The 19179-nt window shown below is 60.9% G+C and carries 15 protein-coding genes; 5 read left to right on the top strand and 10 right to left on the bottom strand.

Features of this window, described 5'->3' with window-relative positions; translation table 11 throughout:
- Nucleotides 1–21 precede the first annotated feature (21 nt).
- The 7 genes from CKW30_RS17290 to CKW30_RS17260 form a co-directional block, all read right to left on the bottom strand.
- The gene (locus CKW30_RS17290; RefSeq protein WP_071173763.1) at nt 22–1170 is read right to left on the bottom strand and encodes an iron-containing alcohol dehydrogenase; all 1149 of its coding nucleotides are present in this window, start codon (nt 1168–1170) and stop codon (nt 22–24) included.
- A 285-nt stretch (nt 1171–1455) separates the two neighbouring features.
- Complete coding sequence (locus tag CKW30_RS17285) at nt 1456–2280, bottom strand: ABC transporter permease (protein WP_095181417.1); 825 nt, start codon at nt 2278–2280, stop codon at nt 1456–1458.
- A 12-nt stretch (nt 2281–2292) separates the two neighbouring features.
- Nucleotides 2293–3540 carry an ABC transporter permease gene (locus tag CKW30_RS17280; protein ID WP_095181416.1) on the bottom strand — a complete coding sequence of 416 codons (1248 nt, stop codon included), beginning with the start codon at nt 3538–3540 and terminating at the stop codon, nt 2293–2295.
- Nucleotides 3541–3798: 258 nt separating this feature from the next.
- Complete coding sequence (locus tag CKW30_RS17275; protein ID WP_016772907.1) at nt 3799–4842, bottom strand: ABC transporter substrate-binding protein; 1044 nt, start codon at nt 4840–4842, stop codon at nt 3799–3801.
- Nucleotides 4843–4890: 48 nt separating this feature from the next.
- Nucleotides 4891–6015, bottom strand: coding sequence for an ABC transporter ATP-binding protein (locus CKW30_RS17270; RefSeq protein ID WP_041476689.1), 1125 nt, complete (start codon nt 6013–6015; stop codon nt 4891–4893).
- Between the two features lie 333 nt (nt 6016–6348).
- The gene (locus tag CKW30_RS17265) at nt 6349–6978 is read right to left on the bottom strand and encodes a response regulator transcription factor (RefSeq protein ID WP_003228820.1); all 630 of its coding nucleotides are present in this window, start codon (nt 6976–6978) and stop codon (nt 6349–6351) included.
- Between the two features lie 84 nt (nt 6979–7062).
- Complete coding sequence (locus CKW30_RS17260; RefSeq protein ID WP_056786693.1) at nt 7063–9459, bottom strand: PAS domain S-box protein; 2397 nt, start codon at nt 9457–9459, stop codon at nt 7063–7065.
- Between the two features lie 73 nt (nt 9460–9532).
- On the opposite strand from CKW30_RS17260, the gene CKW30_RS17255 reads away from it, so the two are divergent.
- On the top strand, nt 9533–10519 hold the full coding sequence (locus CKW30_RS17255; RefSeq protein ID WP_095181415.1) for an alpha/beta hydrolase family protein: 987 nt from the start codon (nt 9533–9535) through the stop codon (nt 10517–10519).
- A 97-nt stretch (nt 10520–10616) separates the two neighbouring features.
- On the opposite strand, the gene CKW30_RS17250 is transcribed toward CKW30_RS17255, so the two are convergent.
- From CKW30_RS17250 to CKW30_RS17240, 3 genes are read right to left on the bottom strand one after another with little or no spacing between them, the layout of a single operon-like run.
- A complete protein-coding gene (locus CKW30_RS17250) occupies nt 10617–11384 on the bottom strand; it encodes a TerB family tellurite resistance protein (protein ID WP_095181414.1) in 768 nt (255 codons plus the stop codon).
- A gap of 1 nt (nt 11385) precedes the next feature.
- Entirely contained in the window at nt 11386–12057 is a 672-nt protein-coding gene (murU, locus tag CKW30_RS17245; RefSeq protein WP_056786684.1) for an N-acetylmuramate alpha-1-phosphate uridylyltransferase MurU, read from the bottom strand.
- Nucleotides 12054–13073: an aminoglycoside phosphotransferase family protein gene (locus tag CKW30_RS17240; protein ID WP_095181413.1), complete on the bottom strand. Its 1020-nt coding sequence runs from the start codon at nt 13071–13073 to the stop codon at nt 12054–12056. Before CKW30_RS17240 ends, murU begins: the two co-directional genes overlap by 4 nt.
- Before the next feature lie 130 nt (nt 13074–13203).
- Between CKW30_RS17240 and CKW30_RS17235 the strand changes: the two genes are divergently transcribed.
- Genes CKW30_RS17235 through rsmA form a run of 4 tightly spaced genes read left to right on the top strand, consistent with a single transcriptional unit; the run spans nt 13204 to nt 19100 of the window.
- A complete protein-coding gene (locus tag CKW30_RS17235) occupies nt 13204–16002 on the top strand; it encodes an LPS-assembly protein LptD (protein ID WP_095181412.1) in 2799 nt (932 codons plus the stop codon).
- Nucleotides 15977–17299, top strand: a complete 1323-nt coding sequence (surA, locus tag CKW30_RS17230) for a peptidylprolyl isomerase SurA (RefSeq protein ID WP_177434216.1) — start codon at nt 15977–15979, stop codon at nt 17297–17299. The genes CKW30_RS17235 and surA overlap by 26 nt, the downstream gene beginning before the upstream one ends.
- Nucleotides 17296–18285 (top strand): 4-hydroxythreonine-4-phosphate dehydrogenase PdxA, encoded by a 990-nt coding sequence (gene pdxA / locus CKW30_RS17225; protein WP_016772897.1) that lies wholly within the window; start codon nt 17296–17298, stop codon nt 18283–18285. Before surA ends, pdxA begins: the two co-directional genes overlap by 4 nt.
- Complete coding sequence (gene rsmA / locus CKW30_RS17220) at nt 18282–19100, top strand: 16S rRNA (adenine(1518)-N(6)/adenine(1519)-N(6))-dimethyltransferase RsmA (RefSeq protein ID WP_016772896.1); 819 nt, start codon at nt 18282–18284, stop codon at nt 19098–19100. The genes pdxA and rsmA overlap by 4 nt, the downstream gene beginning before the upstream one ends.
- The last annotated feature ends 79 nt before the right edge of the window (nt 19101–19179 follow it).

The raw sequence follows: 19179 nt of genomic DNA, 5'->3' as shown, positions 1-19179 counted from the left end.
TGTGCCCTCAGCGCCCGCGCCTCAGTAAGCCGCGCGGTAGATCTTCTCGATGTCGCCGGCGCTGAGTTTGCGCGGGTTGTTGCGCATCAAGCGCTCGATGCCGGCGGCCTCCACGGCCATCGCCGGAATTGCTTCCTCCGGCACGCCGAAACTGCGCAGCCCGGCAGGGATTTCCACTGCCGCGCACAGGTCGGTCATGGCCTGCACGGCTTTGTCCGCGGCTTCGCTGGCGCTCAGATGCGCGGTCTTCACGCCCATGGCTTCGGCAATATCCTGCATGCGTTCGACACAGGCCATTTTGTTCCAGGTCATCACATAGGGCAGCAGCAAGGCGTTGCTGACACCGTGGGCAATGTTGAAGCGCCCGCCCAGCGGATACGCCAACGCATGCACCGCACCGACCCCGGCGTTACCGAACGCCATGCCGGCCATCAGGCTGGCGGTGGCCATGTCTTCGCGGGCTTGCAGGTTGGCGCCGTTGGCGTAGGCCTTGGGCAAGGCGCTGGCGATCAACTTGATTGCGCCAATGGCGAGGGAGTCGGTGATCGGCGAGGCATTCACCGACAGGTAGGATTCGATGGCGTGCACCAGTGCATCGACACCACTGGCGGCGGTAACGCTGCGCGGACAGGTCAGGGTCATTTGCGGACTGACCAGCGCCACGTCCGGCAACAGATAGTCGCTGACGATGCCTTTCTTCACCTGCGCGACCTTGTCCGAGAGGATTGCCACGTTGGTGACTTCAGAGCCGGTGCCGGCGGTGGTCGGGATGGCGATCAGCGGCGGGCCTTTGCGCGGCACCTGATCGACGCCGAACAGATCTTCCAGCGCGCCGTGATATCCGGCGTAGGCGGCGACACTTTTGGCAATATCGATGGCGCTGCCGCCCCCGAGGCCGATCAAACCGTCATGGCCGCCTTCGCGATAGGCGCGCATGCAGTCTTCGACGATGGCGATTTCCGGATCGGGCAGTACACGGTCGAATATTTCGTAGTCGCGCCCGCCGAGTTGCACCAGCGCCAGTTCGACAGTACCGGACTTGACCAGCGCGGCGTCGGTGACGATCAGCGGGTTATCGATGTCCAGACGAGTGAGTTCAGCGGCCAGTTGTTCGATGGCTGCGGCGCCGGTGATCAGTTTATGAGCGATTTTGAACTGGGACAGACTCATGGTGCGCAGCCTCTTATAGATGTGGGAGCCGGGCACAAGATTAGCTGGGGATTTGGGGTTGTCTGCTATTCAGGGTGTGAATGGTTGATCGGATAGGAAGATCAAGAGCCCCTCACCCTAACCCTCTCCCGGAGGGAGAGGGGACTGACCGGGTTGTACTCTCGAAATACATCGACCTGAATTACCGAGTCGAACTCCAACCGCGAAAGCCACGAAGATCTGCTCCCTTCCCCCTCGCCCCCTTGGGGAGAGGGCTGGGGTGAGGGGTGGCTTTTGACCTTGATCTCAGACTTGCGCAGTACGCAGTTTCTCGCTACGCCCGCGCAGCCATTCCAGCGTCAGCAGCAGGATGACGGAGAAGGCAATCAGCAACGTCGCAGCAGCCGCAATCGTCGGACTGAGGTTTTCGCGAATCCCGCTGAACATCTGCCGAGGCAATGTCGCCTGCTCAGGCCCGGCAAGAAACAGCGTCACCACCACTTCATCGAAAGAAGTGGCAAAGGCAAACAGCGCCCCGGAAATCACTCCCGGCGCAATCAGCGGCAAGGTCACCCGGCGGAATGCAGTCAGCGGCGATGCACCGAGACTCGCAGCAGCACGCACCAGGTTGTGATTGAAGCCCTGCAACGTCGCCGACACGGTGATGATCACAAACGGCACACCCAATACCGCATGCACGACGATCAGCGAGAAGAAGCTGTTGCCCAGCCCCAGTGGCGCGAAGAACAGATAGCTGGCCACGCCGATGATCACCACCGGCACCACCATCGGCGAAATCACCAGCGCCATCACCAGTGACTTGCCAGGGAAGTCGCCACGGGTCAGTCCGATCGCCGCCAGCGTGCCGAAGATCATCGCCAGCACCGTTGCCGCCGGTGCGACGATGATGCTGTTCTTCAGCGCGCGCATCCATTCCGCCGAGGCGAAGAAGTCGTGGTACCACTGCAGCGATAAACCCTGCAGCGGATAGACCAGAAAACTCCCCGAGTTGAACGACAGCGGAATGATCACCAGCACCGGCAGGATAAGGAACAACAGAATCAGGCCGCAGAGAATCCGCAGGCTGTAGAACCACACCCGTTCGATGGGCGACATGTAAGGACTCAGCATCGCAAATTCCCCTTAGCTCAGGCGCAGGCGACTGGCGCCGACCAGCCAGCTGTAGATCAGATAAAGCACCACGGTCGCCAGCAACAGCAGCCCGCCGAGCGCGGTGGCCATGCCCCAGTTGATGCTGGTGTTGGTGTAGAAGGCGACGAAGTAGCTGACCATTTGGTCGTTCGGGCTGCCGAGCAGCGCCGGGGTGATGTAGTAGCCAATCGCGAGGATGAACACCAACAGGCAGCCGGCGCCAACACCGGCGTAGGTCTGCGGGAAGTACACCCGCCAGAAACTGGCGAACGGATGACAGCCGAGGGAAATCGCCGCGCGCATGTAGGTCGGCGAGATGCCTTTCATCACGCTGTAGATCGGCAGAATCATGAACGGCAGCAGAATGTGCACCATCGAGATGTACACGCCGGTGCGGTTGAACACCAGTTCCAGCGGTTTATCGATGATGCCCATGGCCAACAGCGCACTGTTGATCAGGCCGCCCGATTGCAGCAGCACGATCCACGCTGCGACCCGCACCAGAATCGAGGTCCAGAACGGCAGCAGCACCAGGATCATCAGCAGGTTGCTCTGCCGCGAAGGCAGGTTCGCCAGCAGATAAGCCAGTGGATAGGCGAGCAGCAGGCAGATCGCGGTGATGACCAGGCCCATCCAGAAGGTGCGGGCGAAGATGTCGAGGTAGATAGCCTGATCCGGGGTGGCCGGGGCCAGTTCGCCGAGATCATCGATACGGTGATCGACTGCCGCCAGCAGGTAATACGGAGTGATGCTGCTGGTGTTGCGTTGCACCGCTTGCCAATAAGCCGGATCGCCCCAGCGTTCATCGAGCGCTTCCAGCGCTTCTTTATAAGAAGCCGGTTCGCTGGCGAACGGCAGCGCCCGGGCGGTTTTGGTCAGCAGGCTGCGGTAGCCGGCCAACTCCATGTTCAAGCGCTTGGACAGATCGCCCAGCGTCTGGTTTTTGCGGGCTTCGGCGAGGTCTTCGCTGGCCGCCTTGTACACCGGTTCGGCGGGCAGACCACGGCCGTCCCAACTCGCGATGGCAGTGACAGTGCGCGGCATGCCGCCAACCACTTCCGGGTTGCCGACGCTTTTATAGAGCAGCGCCACGATCGGCACCAGAAACACCAGCAGCAGAAACAGCACCAGCGGCGCAATCAGTGCCTGGGCCTTCCAGCGGTTGACCCGCTCGGCGTGCTTGAGCTTCTGCTTCAAGGTGGGGCTGGCGCCCTCGTTCAGGGGAACGGCGATGGCCATGACGTACTCCGCAAATCTTTGATCGTTACAGAGGTGACGAACCACCTCTGTTGCGTTGAAACACTGCTACCTGTGGGAGCGAGCCTGGTGGCGAGGGGATTTATCCCCGTTCGGCTGCGCAGCAGTCGTAAAACCTGAGAATGCGGTTTATCTGACCCACCGAGCGGGTATGGCTTTGGGGCTGCTTCGCAACCCGACGGGGATAAATCCCCTCACCACAAAAGCCCCCTTGCCATCTCCATACAGGTAAATAAGTGGTTATTTCGCCGCCCAGGAATTGAAGCGCTGTTCCAGTTGCTCGCCGTTGTCAGCCCAGAAGCTGACGTCGATCTGCACCTGGTTGGCGATGTTTTCCGGGGTGGTCGGCATGTCTTTCAGGACATCCTTGGCCAGCAGCGGCACAGCCTGGGTATTGGCCGGGCCGTAGGCGATGTTTTCCGAGTAGGTCTTCTGCTGCTGCGGCTGCACCGAGAAGGCAATGAACTTCTTCGCCGCTTCGGCGCGCTTGGCGTCCAGACCTTTCGGGATGGCCCAGGCGTCGAAGTCGTAGATGCCGCCGTTCCATACCACTTTCAGGTTGGATTCTTTCTGCACCGCCGCAATGCGACCGTTGTACGCCGAGCTCATCACCACGTCACCGGAAGCGAGGTACTGCGGCGGTTGTGCACCGGCTTCCCACCACTGAATGCTTGGCTTGAGCTCATCGAGCTTCTTGAAGGCGCGATCCTGGCCGCCCTTGCTCGCCAGCTCTTTGTAGACGTCTTTGGGCGCCACGCCATCGGCCATCAGCGCGAATTCGAGGGTGTACTTGGCGCCTTTGCGCAGGCCGCGCTTGCCCGGGAATTTCTTGGTGTCCCAGAAATCCGCCCAACTGGTCGGCGCGGTTTTCAGCTTGTCAGCGTTGTAAGCCAGTACGGTCGACCAGACGAAGAAACCTACGCCGCACGGCTGAATGGCGCCTTTGACGTAGTCTTCGGTCTTGCCGAACAGGGCCGGGTCGAGTTGCTCGAACATGTCTTCGTCGCAACCCCGGGACAGCTCTGGCGATTCAACTTCGACCAGATCCCACGACACGCTCTTGGTGTCGACCATGGCTTTGACCTTGGCCATCTCGCCGTTGTATTCGCCAGCGACGATCTTGCCGTTACCCGCCGCTTCCCAGGGTGCATAGAAGGCTTTGACTTGCGCCGCCTTGTTCGCCCCGCCAAACGACACCACGGTCAAGTCCGGGCCGGCGGCCATTGCGCCGGTCGCACCCATCAGGCCCAGAGTCAGGGCGGTGAACTTCAGGGATCTCAACATTTATTGTTCTCTCCACGTGCAGGGTTGGTGTTGGTATTGCCGGGGCGCTTAGTGCGCCTCTAAAAGCGGATCGAGCGCACGAACGTGCTCGACCTGCCAGCCAAGCGGTACCACGTCGCCGACGCTGAGCGCAGGATCGAGCTCGGCAATTGGTTGTTTCACGAAGAAGTCGGTCTTGCCGCAGACTTCCAGGCGCACCCGGACGTGGTCGCCCAGATAGATGAATTCCGCCACCCTCCCTGAGAAGCGGTTGACGCATTGATCGCTCGAACCGTTGAGGCTGACGCGCTCCGGACGGATCGACAGGGTCACCGGTTCGCCGGTCTGGCCAACGTTGACGGCCAGCGCCTCGACCTTTTCGCCACGGCCCAACTCGACCACACAGCGCTCGCCGCTCTGGCTGAGCAGGCGGCCGTTGAGGCGGTTGTTCTCGCCAATGAAGTTGGCGACGAAGGTGTTTTTCGGTTCTTCGTAAAGCGTGCGCGGCGGCGCAATCTGCTGGATCTCGCCTTGATGGAATACCGCGACGCGGTCGGACATGGTCAGTGCTTCGCCCTGGTCGTGGGTCACGTAGACCACGGTCACGCCGAGGCGCTGGTGCAGGTGCTTGATCTCCATCTGCATGTGTTCACGCAGTTGTTTGTCGAGGGCGCCCAGCGGTTCGTCCATCAGTACCAGTTGCGGCTCGAACACCAACGCGCGGGCCAGTGCCACACGTTGCTGCTGTCCACCGGACAACTGCGCCGGATAACGCGAGGCGAAGGCATCGAGCTGAACCATACTGAGGACTTTCTTCACCCGCTCGCTGACATCGCTTTTATTCAGGCCGCGCACGGTCAACGGGAAAGCAAGGTTCTCCGCGACAGTCATGTGCGGGAACAGCGCGTAGTTCTGGAACACCATGCCGATATCGCGCTTGTGCGGCGGCACGTTGTTGATCGAACGCCCGGACAGAAGGATTTCACCGGCGGTCGGCGTTTCGAATCCGGCGAGCATCATCAGGCTGGTGGTCTTGCCGGAACCGGACGGCCCGAGCAGGGTGAGGAATTCGCCTTTGCGAATGTCCAGGTTGAGGTCTTTGACGATCAGGTTCTCGCCGTCGTAGCTCTTCTGCACACCACGAAAGCTGACCAGCACATCACTGGTCCCTGCGCTTGTATCGACCTGGCTCATACCCACACCTTTGTTGTTGATGACTGCTTGTTCATCAAGCCTAGTGGCTGGCGGCGGCCACGCAAATCGGGGTGCAGGAGAGAATCGCTTAAGCGCAATGGAAGGTTGGGGGTAGGGATTGCCCTACAAGGATGGCGCGTTTGGGCAAACGCAGCGGCAAGGGGCAAGCTGCAAGCCGCTAGTAAAGGCAAAAGCGTCTGTCGCTAATGGATATGCCAACTCCGAACCTGTGGGAGCGAGCCTGCTCGCGAATGCGGTGGGTCATCAAACTGAATGGCTGACTGTTACGCCGCCTTCGCGAGCAGGCTCGCTCCCACATGAGGGCGGTGACGGTCAAAGGAGTTTGTGCTCCATCGCATATTTCACCAGCTCCGCCAGCGAGGTGATGTTGAGCTTCTGCATCAGCCGCGCCTTGTGCGTGCTGATGGTCTTGCTGCTCAAGGCCAGTTGCTGGGCGATATCGTTGACGTTGGCGCCTTGGGCCAGGCGTTCGAACACCGAGAATTCGCGTTCTGACAACAGCGAATGCAGCGGCCGGGTATCGGTCAGGCCGACTTCGAAGACCATGCGGTCGGCCAGTTCCGGGTCAATGTAACGCCCGCCCGCTGCGACTTTGCGGATCGCCGTGAGCAGCAGCGCCGGATCGCTGTCCTTGGTCGCATACCCGGCCGCGCCGACCTTCAAGGCGCGCGCGGCCATTTGCGCTTCGTCGTGCATCGACAGCACCAGAATCGCCGGCGGATTGTTCAGCGCACGGATACGCGGGATCGCTTCAAGTCCGTTGACGCCAGGCATGGAGATGTCCAGCAGCACCACCTCGCACGGCACGCTGCGCAGGGTTTCGAGCAGTTGCTCACCATTGCTCGCCTCTCCGACCACTTGCAGATCCTTGGCCAGGCCGATCAATTGCTTGATGCCCTCGCGGACGATGGTGTGGTCTTCGGCTACCAATACACGGATCACGTTTTTCTCCAGATTTCAGGTACACACCAGTCCCTGTGGGAGCGAGCCTGCTCGCGAAGGCGTCAGCACTCACAATACAAAACCTCAGACCTCACTTACCGGCACCCACACTTGAAGACTGGTGCCCTCCCCCGGCTCACTCACAAGCTCCAGCCGCCCGCCCATGATCAGCACCCGCTCACGCATACCGACCAGACCAAACGACGTCGGCCTACCCTCGGCCGCGACAAATCCTACGCCATCATCGCTGACCGTCAGGCACAATTCATCGCCCGCAAGCACCAGCGTCAGCTCCACCGTGTGCGCCTGAGCATGGCGCATCACGTTGGTCAGCGCCTCCTGCAAAATCCGGAACAGCCCCACCGCCTTGGCATCGCTGAGCGCCGGCAGGTTGTCCGGCACCTGCACCAGACACGGAATCTGCGTGCGCGCCTCGAACCGCCGCGCCTGCCACTCGATCGCCGAGGCAATCCCGGCATCCAGAATCGGCGGACGCAACGCGGTCGCCACATCGCGCACCAGCTGAAATAACTGTGCGATCAGGCGCTTCATGCTGTTGAGCCGCTCGTTCAGACCGGGATCGAGTTGCGCGTAGGCCAATTCGCACATCGATGTCTCCAGTTTCAGCACGGTGAGCATCTGTCCCAACTCATCATGGACTTCCCGGGCGATACGCGCCTTCTCTTCTTCGCGCACGCTCTCCAGATGCGCCGACAATTCGCGCAGTTGCTCGCGCGAGGCGGCCAGTTCCAGCTCGATGCGTTTGCTTTCGCTGATGTCCCAGACGATGCCGTCCCACACATAGGCGCCGTCCTCCAACTGGCGGGTGATCGCCTTGATCTCGGCCCAGCGTTGCTCGCCCTGGCGCGTGACGATGCGGCCCTGCCACGACCAGTCGCTGTCAGTGTCCAGCGCCTGATCCTGGGTACGGTGATAACTGGCCCTGTCATCGGGGTGCACCAGGCTGCGCAAGCCCATGTCGCGATGAGCGATGGCTGCCGGCGCATAACCGACCAGACTTTCGCTGCCCTCACTGATGTAGGCAAAGTCGATCTGCCCGGTGACCGGTGCCCGCTCCAGCCTGAACACCAGACCCGGAACGTTGGCGGCGATGCCTTGCAGGCGCGCCTCGCTTTCCTGCAAAGCGGCGAGCGCGCGGCGGCGGTCGGTGACGTCGGTGAGGTAGACCACCAGATATTCACTGTCGCGAAAACGCAGAAAACTCAAAGACACGTCGGCCGGCAGCACGCTGCCATCGGCACGCAGGCAGCTGGTTTCGAAGCTCAGCGGCCCTTCTTCACTGGCCCGCGCACGCTTCCACAGATTGAGCCAGCGATCCATGTGCAGGCCGGGCTCGAAATCGATCAGTGGCCGTTCGATCAGCCCGCCCGAGGGATAGCCGAGCATGTTTTCCGCTGCGCGGTTGGCGTAGCGCACATGGCTGTCCCAATTGACCCAGAGGATGCCGACGGTGCTTTGATCGATGGAAAACTGCGTCAGCCGCAGGGCCTCTTCGCTGGCGGCGCGCAACGCGATGTCCTCGCGGGCGCTGAGCAAGCGTTGTTCGAGGCTGTGTTGTTGGCGCCGCTGCCACACCACGATCACCGCGCAACTGAGCAGCATCACCGCGAACAACAGGCTGAGGTTCTGCCAGAATCCCGGAGACTCGGTCAGCCGTGGGTATTTCGGCTGTAGCCATTGATTGTGCAGTTGTTCCAGGTCCTTGGCCGGTATTGCGCGCAAGGCGCTCTGGACGATGCCGGCCAGTTCCGGCCAATCGCGCCGCGAGGCCACGCGCAGCAACTGCGGCAGGCCGATATCGCCGACCACCACCAGTTCGGCAAACTCCGGCTCCACCGACAGACGCCCCAACTGCGCTTCGTCGACCACTGCGTAGGAGGCTTGCTGACTCAACAGCAGTTGCAAGGCCTGACGCTCCAGCGGCACGCCTTGCAGATTCAAGTGCGGATAATTGCTGCGCAGGTAATCGGCGGTGCTGCTGGGCATGCGCACGGCGACGCGGGTCTGGCTGTCGAGTTTTTCCAGATCGACCGCGCCGCTGCTTTTCTGATCGCTGACCACCAGTTGCGGCACGCGCATGTACGGGTCGGAAAACTGCCAGAGACGCAGCGCGCTCGGGGTCTGGCTGAGGCCCGGAGCGATGTCGATCTCGCCCTCGCGCAAAGCGTTTTCCAACTGCCCGAGATCCTGAAAGTTGCGCCAGCTCAGTTCCACGCCGAGGGTTTTGGCCAGCAGCTTCATCAACTCGACATTGGCCCCGGACAATCGCTGCAGGCGCCGATCGTAGGTCGCATAGGGCGCCTGCAACACCAGGCCGACGCGCAATTCGTTGTGCTGCGCCAGCCATTGTTGCTGCTCTGGCGACAATTGCGCGGCATGGCCCGGCGGCGCAGGCGCCGCCCAGCCCATCAAGGGAAACCACAAACAGCCGATAACCCACAGGCAGCAAAATCGCTTCATTGAAGTCTCATACACTGACAAATTCTGACCAACCCATTAGGCTGCCGGGATACTTTCTGGCCTGGAATAACCGATGCCCTCTGTCTACCGCCTGGCACTGCCAGCATTGTGCCTGTCGCTGATCCTGCCTTGTGCGTTTTCCGCCGAAGCCGCAGACCCTGCGCCTGCGGCCACGGATAAACCCGCCGAAGAAAAACCGGCCGAGCGCCAGCCACTGCTTGAGCGTAGTCAGGAAGAGGCCGCCGCACTGCAACGTAAACTGCCGGCGCAAGAGCAGCAACAACTGCAGGCTGGCAGCGACACTTTCCTCGCCCTGTGGAAACCGGCCAACAGCGCCGAACCCAAAGGCGCGGTGATCATCGTTCCCGGTGCCGGCGAAACCGCTGACTGGCCGCAGGCAGTTGGCCCGTTGCGAGGCAAATTGCCGGATGCCGAGTGGAGCAGCCTGAGTATCACCCTGCCGGATCTGCAAAGCGACGCCATTGCTCCGCGCGTAATCGAACCGGCCGCCGCGCCGAAAGCCCCGGAAACCACAAGCAAAGACGCCACCACCGCACAACCGATCGAACAGGCCGCTGGCGGTGAAGCGGAAGTCGCCGAACAGGTAGTGGCCGAGACCAGCGAAGAACAAACCAAAGCCGACGCCGAGCGCATTTTCGGACGCATCGACGCAGCGATTGCCTACGCCGAACAGCAGAGCGCGCGCAGCATTGTCGTGCTCGGTCACGGCACCGGCGCCTACTGGGCGGCGCGTTTTCTCAGTGAGAGACAAACGCCGCAGGTGGAGAAACTGGTCATGGTTGACGCGCAAGCACCGGCCAAAGCCCTGCCGCCACTCGCTGAACTGACGCCGACGCTGAAGCTGCCGACGGTGGATATTTTCTACATGGACAGAGCGCTGGATCGCAACGCAGCGCTGGAGCGCATGCAAGCGAGCAAGCGCCTGAAGACCTCGGCGTTCAGCCAGGTGGCGCTGAAGGTGTTGCCGGACAAGAAGGCTGAGCAGGAACAGTTGTTTCGGCGGGTGCGGGGCTGGTTGAATCCACAAAATACGGACTGATAAAAGCAAAAGATCGCAGCCTTCGGCAGCTCCTACAGGAAAAATGCATTCCAAAGGTAGGAGCTGCCGAAGGCTGCGATCTTTTGATCTTCAAGGGTCAGCGAAAATCCCGTCGCTCGCGAATCAGCGTATAGGCGCTATGCAGTTCCCGCGTACGCTCGGTCGCGTCACGCACCTGCGCCGGGGTCGCGCCGCTGCCGGCGATTTTGTCCGGGTGATGGCGACTGAGCAATCGCCGGTAAGCGCGCTTGATCTGTGCCGGCTCGCTGCTCGCCGACACCCCAAGCAGCTTCATCGCCTCCTGATAGCTCACTGCCGCACTGACGATCGGCCGCTTGCCCGGCTCGTAATCGCTGGCCAGCGCTTGCACCTGCTGCGACGTCCAGCCGAGCCACTTGCCCCACTGCGCCAGCAACTCGCGTTCGCTGACCCCGGCGCGACCATCAGCCCAAACCATTCGCCAACAGGCGCGCAACACACCTTCGGCCGCGTGCGGTTGAGAACTCAGACGACGCAGATAGCCGCGCAGATTGTCGCTGTCGGACTTGCCGCGATTGAACGCGGCAATTGCCCGCCGTGTCGCCGGCTCGCTCATTTCCAGCGCGCGCATTTCATTGCGCGCCTGCTGGATATGCCCGTCAGTGACGCGCCCGTCGCTCTTGGCCAGACGCCCGAGCAACACGAACAGCAGTTCATCGTTGCGCAGCATCGGCCGGCCGCCGAGCTTTTCGCGTAAGTGTCCCCAGCTCTGCAAGTGCAGGCGCCGATCCAGCGCCTGCCCCAACAACGCCCCAAGCATGGCCCCCGGAATGCTGGCAATCGCGTACCCCACTCCGGCTCCAATCAGAGTCCCTGGCCACAGCATCTCAGCGACTCGCTTCTATCAAGGCTTCGGCTTCGGCCAGACGCTCGTGGGTACCGACATCCACCCAATGCCCCTTCAGGCGCTCGCCCGTCACTTCACCTTTGGCCATGGCGTTGCGTAGCAGCGGCGCGAGCTTGAACGCGCCATCGCTGCAACCATCGAACAACTGCGGATGCAGCACGGCGATACCGCTGTAGGTCAGCGTCTGCGCATCAGGCTCGCCGTCCTGCACTTTGCCGTCGATGAGAGTGAAGTCGCCTTTCGGGTGATGCGCCGGATTGTCCGCCAGCACCAGATGCGCCAGGCCATTGATTGGCTGGTGCAGCACGCTGAAGTCGTAATCGGTCCAGATGTCGCCGTTGACCACCAGAAAAGCATCGTCACCAAGTAACGGCAGCGCACGGAAAATCCCGCCACCGGTTTCCAGCGGCTCGCCCTCCGGCGAGTACTGAATACTCAGGCCGAAACGCGAACCGTCGCCCAGATGATCCTCGATCTGCTGACCAAGCCAGGCGTGGTTGATGACGATTTCGTTGAAACCTGCGGCCGCGAGGGCGTGCAGGTGATACTCGATCAGCGGCACGCCAGCGGCCTGCACCAGCGGTTTCGGCGTGGTCAGGGTCAGCGGGCGCATACGCTCGCCTTTGCCCGCCGCCAGAATCATTGCCTTCATGCCGTCGCTCCAGCACGCAAGCTGCTGAACAGCGCTTGCAGCTCCGCCAGTTCAGGACGGCGGGCGATCACTGCTTCTATATAAGAGAAGAAGCGCGGCACATCGGCCAGATAACGCGGCTTGCCATCGCGATGGCAGATACGCGCGAAGATGCCGATGACTTTCAGGTGACGTTGCACGCCCATCAAGTCGCTGGCGCGCAGGAAGTCTTCGAAATCAGCTTGCACCGGAATGTCCAGTGCCGAGGCTTGCTGCCAATAACTTTCCAGCCAGCCGCGTACACGTTCTTCCGGCCAGCTGAGGAAAGCGTCCTTGAACAGGCAAGTCACGTCGTAGGTCACCGGGCCGTACACCGCGTCCTGGAAGTCCAGCACGCCAGGGTTCGGCTCGCTGAGCATCAGGTTGCGCGGCATGTAGTCGCGGTGCACCAGCACTTTCGGCTGCGCCAGCGCGCTGTCGATCAAGAGCTCGCTGATGTGCTGCCACTGTTGCTGCTGGGCCGCATCGAACTCGACGCCCAGCTCATGCTTGACGTACCACTCGGGGAACAACTCAAGCTCACGACGCAACAAGGCGACGTCGTAACTGGGCAACGGCGCAACCATCGGCAACTGTTGAAAAGCCAACAGCGCTTGCAGGGCATCGTGGAATAACGCGTCGGCATTTTCGCCATCGATGACGTCGAGATAGGTCTTGTTGCCCAGGTCATTGAGCAAAAGAAAACCGCGTTCGAGGTCTTCGGCGTAAATTTTCGGCACATTAATTCCGGATTTCGCCAGCAAAAAAGCGATATCCACGAACGGTTTGCAGTTTTCCTGGGGTGGCGGCGCGTCCATCACGACGAAGCTGCGACCATCGCCCTCCCAGCGGAAGTAGCGGCGGAAACTCGCGTCGCTGCTGGCCGCGGTCAACGTGGCCGGGGGCACGGTGCCCCAGCCCTGCTCGGCAAACAGCTTTGCCAACTGCTCATCGAGCCAAACTTTCAGGTGTTGCAAGCGTACATCTTGGTCAGGCATTGCAAGGGTCTCCGACGGCGCTAGCCGTCAAGCGGGTCATGCTTTATTATCCAGCATCTTTTTCAGACCATCGAGAGGCGTGCGGCCCACACCGCGGGCAGATGGCACGCAGGAAGCCCGGACTAATAAGATGGCATTGAAATCCCCCGCGTTTCGTAAAAAATTTCCATTGTTGGTAACCGGCAGTCTGCTGGCTATGCAACCTCTGGCCAGTCAATTCGTTGTTGCCGCCGAGCAGTATGACTGCTCCGTCTCGGCTACGGGTGGCTGGGACTGTGCGCCCAAGTCGCCCGCCGCGGCATTGCCGCCGCGCCCGGTGCATGACGGCAGTGCCGTCAGCGCCGCCGGCGAGCCTGCGGCCGACAAGGGTTCCGACGCCGACACTGGCGCGAAAACCGCACTGGTCACCGAGTCTAAAGGCCGCGGCCTGAAATCCCGTAGCGAAGACTACAGTCACCTCGACTGGGTTCCGCGCGAGAAGCTCACCGCCGCGCAATTGGCCGAGACCGGTCCTTACTGCTCTGGTTCCTATATCGAACCGATTCGTCCTGGCATGAATGACAAGACGAATAAAAGTGACGCGCCGACCTTCATCGGTGCCAAAGCGTCGCGTTACGAGCAGGACACCCAGGTCGCCAGCCTTGCCGGTGACGTGATCATGCGTCAGGGCAGCATGCAGGTCGAAGCCGACGAGGCCAATCTGTATCAGGCCGAGAGCCGTGGCGAACTGGCCGGCAACGTGCGCATCCGCGACAACGGCGCGCTTATCGTCGGCGACCACGCCGATGTGCAGCTCGACACCGGCGAAGCCAAGGTCGACAACGCCGAATACGTGATGCACAAATCGCGCATCCGCGGTAACGCGCTGTATGCCAAGCGTGCCGAAAACGCGATCATCCGCTTGAAGGACGGCACGTACACCACGTGCGAACCGAACAGCAACGCCTGGCAGCTCAAGGGCAACAACATCACCTTGAACCCGGCGACCGGTTTCGGCACCGCGACCAACGTGACGTTGCGCGTCAAAGACATCCCGATTCTGTATACCCCGTACATCTACTTCCCGATCGACGACCGTCGCCAGTCAGGTTTCCTCCCGCCGACCATCGGTTCGGGCAGCGACACCGGCTTCATGCTGGTCACCCCGTACTACTTCAACCTGGCGCCGAACTACGACGCCACGTTGTACCCGCGCTACATGAGCAAGCGCGGCATGTTGGTGGAGGGCGAGTTCCGCTACCTGACCAAGTCGAGTGAAGGGCAGTTCGGTGCGGCGTATCTCAACGATGAGAACGACGATCGCAAGCTTCAGTCCGACTACAAAGACACCCGCTATATGTACAACTGGCAGCACAAGGGCGGTCTCGACTCCCGTGTGCTCACAGAAGTTGATTACACCAAGATCAGCGATCCGTATTACTTCCAGGATCTGCAGACCGATCAGATTGGTGTGAAGAGCGATGATTTCGTCAATCAGCAGGGTGCGGTCAGCTACCGTGGCGACAACTACACCGCACGCCTGAATGCTCAGCAATATCAGCTGGCTACCGTTTCCAACATCACACCCTATGGTCGTCTGCCGCAGATCACCTTCAATGGTCAGCTGCCGTACCATCCGGAAGGTCTGAATTTCGATTACGAGACCGAGCTGGTTCGTTTCGATCGCGATCTACGTGATGGCGACTTCATCAATGAAGATGGCATTGCCGAACGTCGTCTGGACACAAACATCAGCGGTCTGGCCCGCGCCAACGGTGATCGCCTGAATCTGAAGCCGGGCGTCAGCCTGCCGATGAACTGGACGTATGGTTTCCTCAAACCATCGTTGAAGTATCAGTACACGCAGTATCAGCTTGATCTGGATAACACCGGCAAATCCCAGATTGATGCGCTGTCGCCGGAAAACCAGAAGCTTTATGGCAAGTTCGACAGCAACCAGAGCCGTGGCGTCCCGATTGCCAGCATCGACAGCGGCCTGTATTTCGATCGCGATACTTCCTACTTCGGCAAGAATTACCGCCAAACTCTGGAACCGCGCCTGTTCTACCTCTATGTTCCCGAAACAGATCAGGAAGACATTCCGGTCTTCGACACCAGCGAATATACCTTCAATTACTCTTCGCTGTTCCGCGACAACCGCTTCTCCGGCGCCGACCGTGTAGGCGACGAGAACAAACTATCGCTGGGCGTTACCAGTCGCTGGATCGAAGAAAACGGGTTTGAACGTCAGCGCATCAGCGTGGGCCAGGCGTACTACTTCAAGAACCGCGAAGTGCAATTGCCTGGTATCGATGCGAAAACTCGTGAAGACTCCAAATCCAGTGTTTCGCCGTACGCGCTCGAATATGAATACCGCTGGAACCGTGACTGGCGCGCCACTGCCGATTACAACTGGGATCCGGACAGCCGCAGCCCGCGCTCCGGCAGCGCGATGTTCCATTACCAGCCTGCGGACAACCCGAACAAGGTCATCAACGCCGGTTACCGCTATCGCAACGACCAGGTTCGATACGACCAGAATACTGGTCAATGGTCGGTGGGCGGCGGCGACTACGGCACCCCGGGTCAACCTGGCTACGTGAAGGACTACTACAAGATCCAGCAGCATGACTTCTCGGTCATCTGGCCGATCGTTCCGCAGTGGAACGCCATCAGTCGCTGGCAGTACGACTACAACCGCAATCGCACGCTGGAAGCCTTCGGTGGTTTCGAATACGACAACTGCTGCTGGAAACTGCGCCTGATCAACCGTTACTGGGTCGCCTATGACGAAAACAGTCAGAACGCCCCGGAAAACGAAAAAGGCGACCATGGCATCTTCCTCCAAATTGTTCTGAAGGGACTCGGCGGCCTGACTGGCGCCAAGGTAGAGAGCTTCCTCGACAAAGGCATTCAAGGTTATCGTGAACGTGAAGACCAAGCTTTCTGATTGTCTGCGCCCGGTGCTGCTGGGCGCGCTGTTCCTGGGTACGGCGGCCAACGCCGCCGTACAGTCCATCGATAAAGTGGTGGCGATCGTCGATAACGACGTGGTCATGCAGAGCCAACTGGACCAGCGCGTTCACGAAGTTCAGCAGACCATCGCCAAGCGCGGTGGCGGTCTGCCGCCTCCGGGTGTGCTCGATCAGCAAGTGCTCGAGCGTCTGATCGTCGAAAACCTGCAACTGCAGATCGGCGAACGCTCGGGCATCCGCATCACTGACGAAGAGTTGAACCAGGCTGTCGGCACCATTGCTCAGCGCAACAACATGAGTGTCGATCAGTTTCGCGCTGCGCTCGCTCGTGACGGCCTGAACTATGACGACGCCCGTGATCAGATCAAGCGCGAAATGATCATCAGCCGTGTGCGTCAGCGTCGTGTGGCGGAGCGTATCCAGGTGTCCGAGCAGGAAGTGAAGAACTTCCTCGCCTCCGACCTCGGTAAGATGCAGCTGTCCGAAGAACTGCACTTGGCCAACATCCTGATTCCGACCCCGGAAAGCGCCAACTCTGAAGCCATTCAGAGCGCTTATCGTCAGGCGATGGATGTATACCAGCAGCTCAAGCAAGGCGCCGACTTCGGTCAGATGGCCGTGGCCAAATCCGGTAGCGACAACGCGCTGGAAGGCGGCGAGATGGGCTGGCGTAAAGCCGCACAACTGCCACCTCCGTTCGATCGTGAGCTGAGCAGCATGGCGGTTGGCGACATCACTCAGCCTGCGCGCACGCCGGGCGGCTTCATCATTCTGAAGCTGCTGGGCAAACGTGGCGGCGAAGCGCAGATGCGCGACGAAGTGCATGTCCGCCACATCCTGGTCAAGCCGAGCCCGATCCGCGACGAAGCCAAGACCAAGGCACTGGTGCAATCGTTGTATGACCGCATCACCGCCGGCGAAGACTTTGCCGAGCTGGCGAAAAACTACTCGGAAGATCCGGGTTCCGCCCTCAACGGCGGCGACCTGAACTGGATCGACCCGAACGTGCTGGTACCGGAATTCCGCGAAGTGATGGCTTCGACCCCACAAGGTCAGCTGTCCAAGCCATTCCAGACCCAATACGGCTGGCACGTGCTGGAAGTCCTTGGCCGTCGCGCCACTGACGGCACCGAACAGGCCCGTGAGCAGCAAGCAATGACTGTACTGCGTAACCGCAAATACGATGAAGAGCTGCAAACCTGGCTGCGTCAGATCCGTGACGAAGCATACGTAGAGATCAAACTCCCTGGTGCAGACCAGGCAGCGCAGTGAAACCCAAGCGTTTCGCGCTGACACCCGGCGAACCGGCCGGCATCGGTCCCGACCTGTGCCTGCTGCTCGCCTCGCAAGCCCAGCCACATCCCCTGATTGCCATCACCAGCCGCGACCTACTCCTTGAGCGGGCCGCGCAGCTGGGGCTGGCCGTCAGTCTGCTGGATGTCGCGCCGGGGCAGTGGCCAGATGTTCCAGCACCGGCCAACAGCCTGTACGTCTGGGACACGCCGCTCAGCGCACCGGTAATCGCCGGGCAACTGGACAAGGCCAACGCTGCATTCGTCCTCGAAACCCTGACCCGCGCCGGCAACGGATGCCTGAACGGTGATTTCGCAGGGATGATCACCGCGCCGGTGCACAAAGGTGTGATCAACGAGTCGGGCATCGCGTTCTCTGGACACACTGAATTTCTCGCCGACCTGACGCACACCGCGCAAGTAGTGATGATGCTGGCCACTCGCGGTTTGCGCGTGGCGCTGGTCACCACCCACCTGCCCCTGCGCGAGATTGCCGACGCGATCACCCCGGAGCGGCTGGAGCGGGTCACGCGAATCCTGCACGCCGACCTGCAAGACAAATTCGGCATCGCCCGGCCCCGCATCCTGGTCTGCGGTCTCAACCCGCATGCCGGTGAAGGCGGCCACCTGGGCCATGAAGAAATCGACATCATCGAACCGACATTAGAGCGCCTGCGCGGCGAGGGCATGGACCTTCGTGGCCCGCTGCCTGCCGACACTCTGTTTACCCCCAAATATCTGGAGCACTGCGACGCAGTGCTGGCGATGTACCACGACCAGGGCTTGCCCGTGCTCAAGTACAAAGGCTTCGGCGCTGCCGTCAACGTGACGCTGGGCCTGCCGATCATCCGCACCTCGGTCGACCATGGCACCGCCCTGGATCTGGCCGGCAGCGGCAGGATCGATACCGGCAGCCTGCAAGTCGCCCTGGAAACCGCCTACCAGATGGCCGAGACCCGTTTATGAACGAGCAATATCAACACAAGGCGCGCAAACGCTTTGGTCAGAACTTCCTGCACGATGCCGGCGTTATCGACCGCATCCTGCGCTCCATCCATGCCAAGCCTGACGATCGCCTGCTGGAAATCGGCCCCGGTCAGGGTGCGCTGACCCAAGGTTTGCTGGGCTCCGGCGCGCAACTCGACGTAGTGGAGCTGGACAAGGATCTGATCCCGATCCTCAACCAGCAGTTTGCCGGCATGAGTAATTTCAACCTGCATCAGGGCGATGCGCTGAAGTTCGACTTCAATACACTGAACGCCGCGCCAAACAGCCTGCGGGTGGTCGGCAACCTGCCGTACAACATCTCCACGCCGTTGATTTTTCACCTGTTGAACAACGCCGGCATCATTCGCGACATGCACTTCATGCTGCAGAAAGAAGTGGTCGAGCGCTTGGCCGCAGGCCCGGGTGGCGGTGACTGGGGTCGTCTGTCGATCATGGTCCAGTACCATTGCCGCGTGGAACATCTGTTCAACGTCGGCCCGGGCGCATTCAACCCGCCGCCGAAAGTCGACTCGGCGATCGTTCGTCTGGTGCCCCACGCGGTACTGCCGCACCCGGCCAAAGATCACAAGTTGCTGGAGCGCGTGGTGCGCGAAGCCTTCAATCAGCGCCGTAAAACCTTGCGCAACACCCTCAAGCAATTGCTCAGCAATGCCGAAATCGAAGCCGCCGGCGTCGATGGCAGCCTGCGTCCCGAGCAGCTGGATCTGGCTGCATTCGTGCGTCTGGCCGACCAGCTCGCGATACAGGTCCCGGCCACTCCTGCCGCCGACTGACTCGCGATGAACGCTATCGGGCAGCACACCACTCTGGTTTACTGCCCGATACTTGCCTAGACTGATTCCCCATCAGCTA

The sequence above is a fragment of the Pseudomonas sp. Irchel 3F6 genome, assembly GCF_900187595.1.
GTDB lineage: Bacteria > Pseudomonadota > Gammaproteobacteria > Pseudomonadales > Pseudomonadaceae > Aquipseudomonas > Aquipseudomonas siliginis.
Note: the sequence above shows the minus strand (reverse complement) of the source record. Positions and strands in the feature narration are given on the sequence as shown.

Excerpts from the sequence above, each read along its gene's own strand:
- rsmA (WP_016772896.1), top strand. The coding sequence starts at position 18,282 with ATGAACGAGCAATATCAACACAAGGCGCGCAAACGCTTTGGTCAGAAC.
- CKW30_RS17290 (WP_071173763.1), bottom strand. The coding sequence starts at position 1,170 with ATGAGTCTGTCCCAGTTCAAAATCGCTCATAAACTGATCACCGGCGCC.
- CKW30_RS17285 (WP_095181417.1), bottom strand. The coding sequence starts at position 2,280 with ATGCTGAGTCCTTACATGTCGCCCATCGAACGGGTGTGGTTCTACAGC.
- CKW30_RS17250 (WP_095181414.1), bottom strand. The coding sequence starts at position 11,384 with ATGCTGTGGCCAGGGACTCTGATTGGAGCCGGAGTGGGGTACGCGATT.
- CKW30_RS17240 (WP_095181413.1), bottom strand. The coding sequence starts at position 13,073 with ATGCCTGACCAAGATGTACGCTTGCAACACCTGAAAGTTTGGCTCGAT.
- CKW30_RS17275 (WP_016772907.1), bottom strand. The coding sequence starts at position 4,842 with ATGTTGAGATCCCTGAAGTTCACCGCCCTGACTCTGGGCCTGATGGGT.
- CKW30_RS17235 (WP_095181412.1), top strand. The coding sequence starts at position 13,204 with ATGGCATTGAAATCCCCCGCGTTTCGTAAAAAATTTCCATTGTTGGTA.
- CKW30_RS17260 (WP_056786693.1), bottom strand. The coding sequence starts at position 9,459 with ATGAAGCGATTTTGCTGCCTGTGGGTTATCGGCTGTTTGTGGTTTCCC.
- murU (WP_056786684.1), bottom strand. The coding sequence starts at position 12,057 with ATGAAGGCAATGATTCTGGCGGCGGGCAAAGGCGAGCGTATGCGCCCG.
- CKW30_RS17270 (WP_041476689.1), bottom strand. The coding sequence starts at position 6,015 with ATGAGCCAGGTCGATACAAGCGCAGGGACCAGTGATGTGCTGGTCAGC.
- CKW30_RS17280 (WP_095181416.1), bottom strand. The coding sequence starts at position 3,540 with ATGGCCATCGCCGTTCCCCTGAACGAGGGCGCCAGCCCCACCTTGAAG.
- CKW30_RS17255 (WP_095181415.1), top strand. The coding sequence starts at position 9,533 with ATGCCCTCTGTCTACCGCCTGGCACTGCCAGCATTGTGCCTGTCGCTG.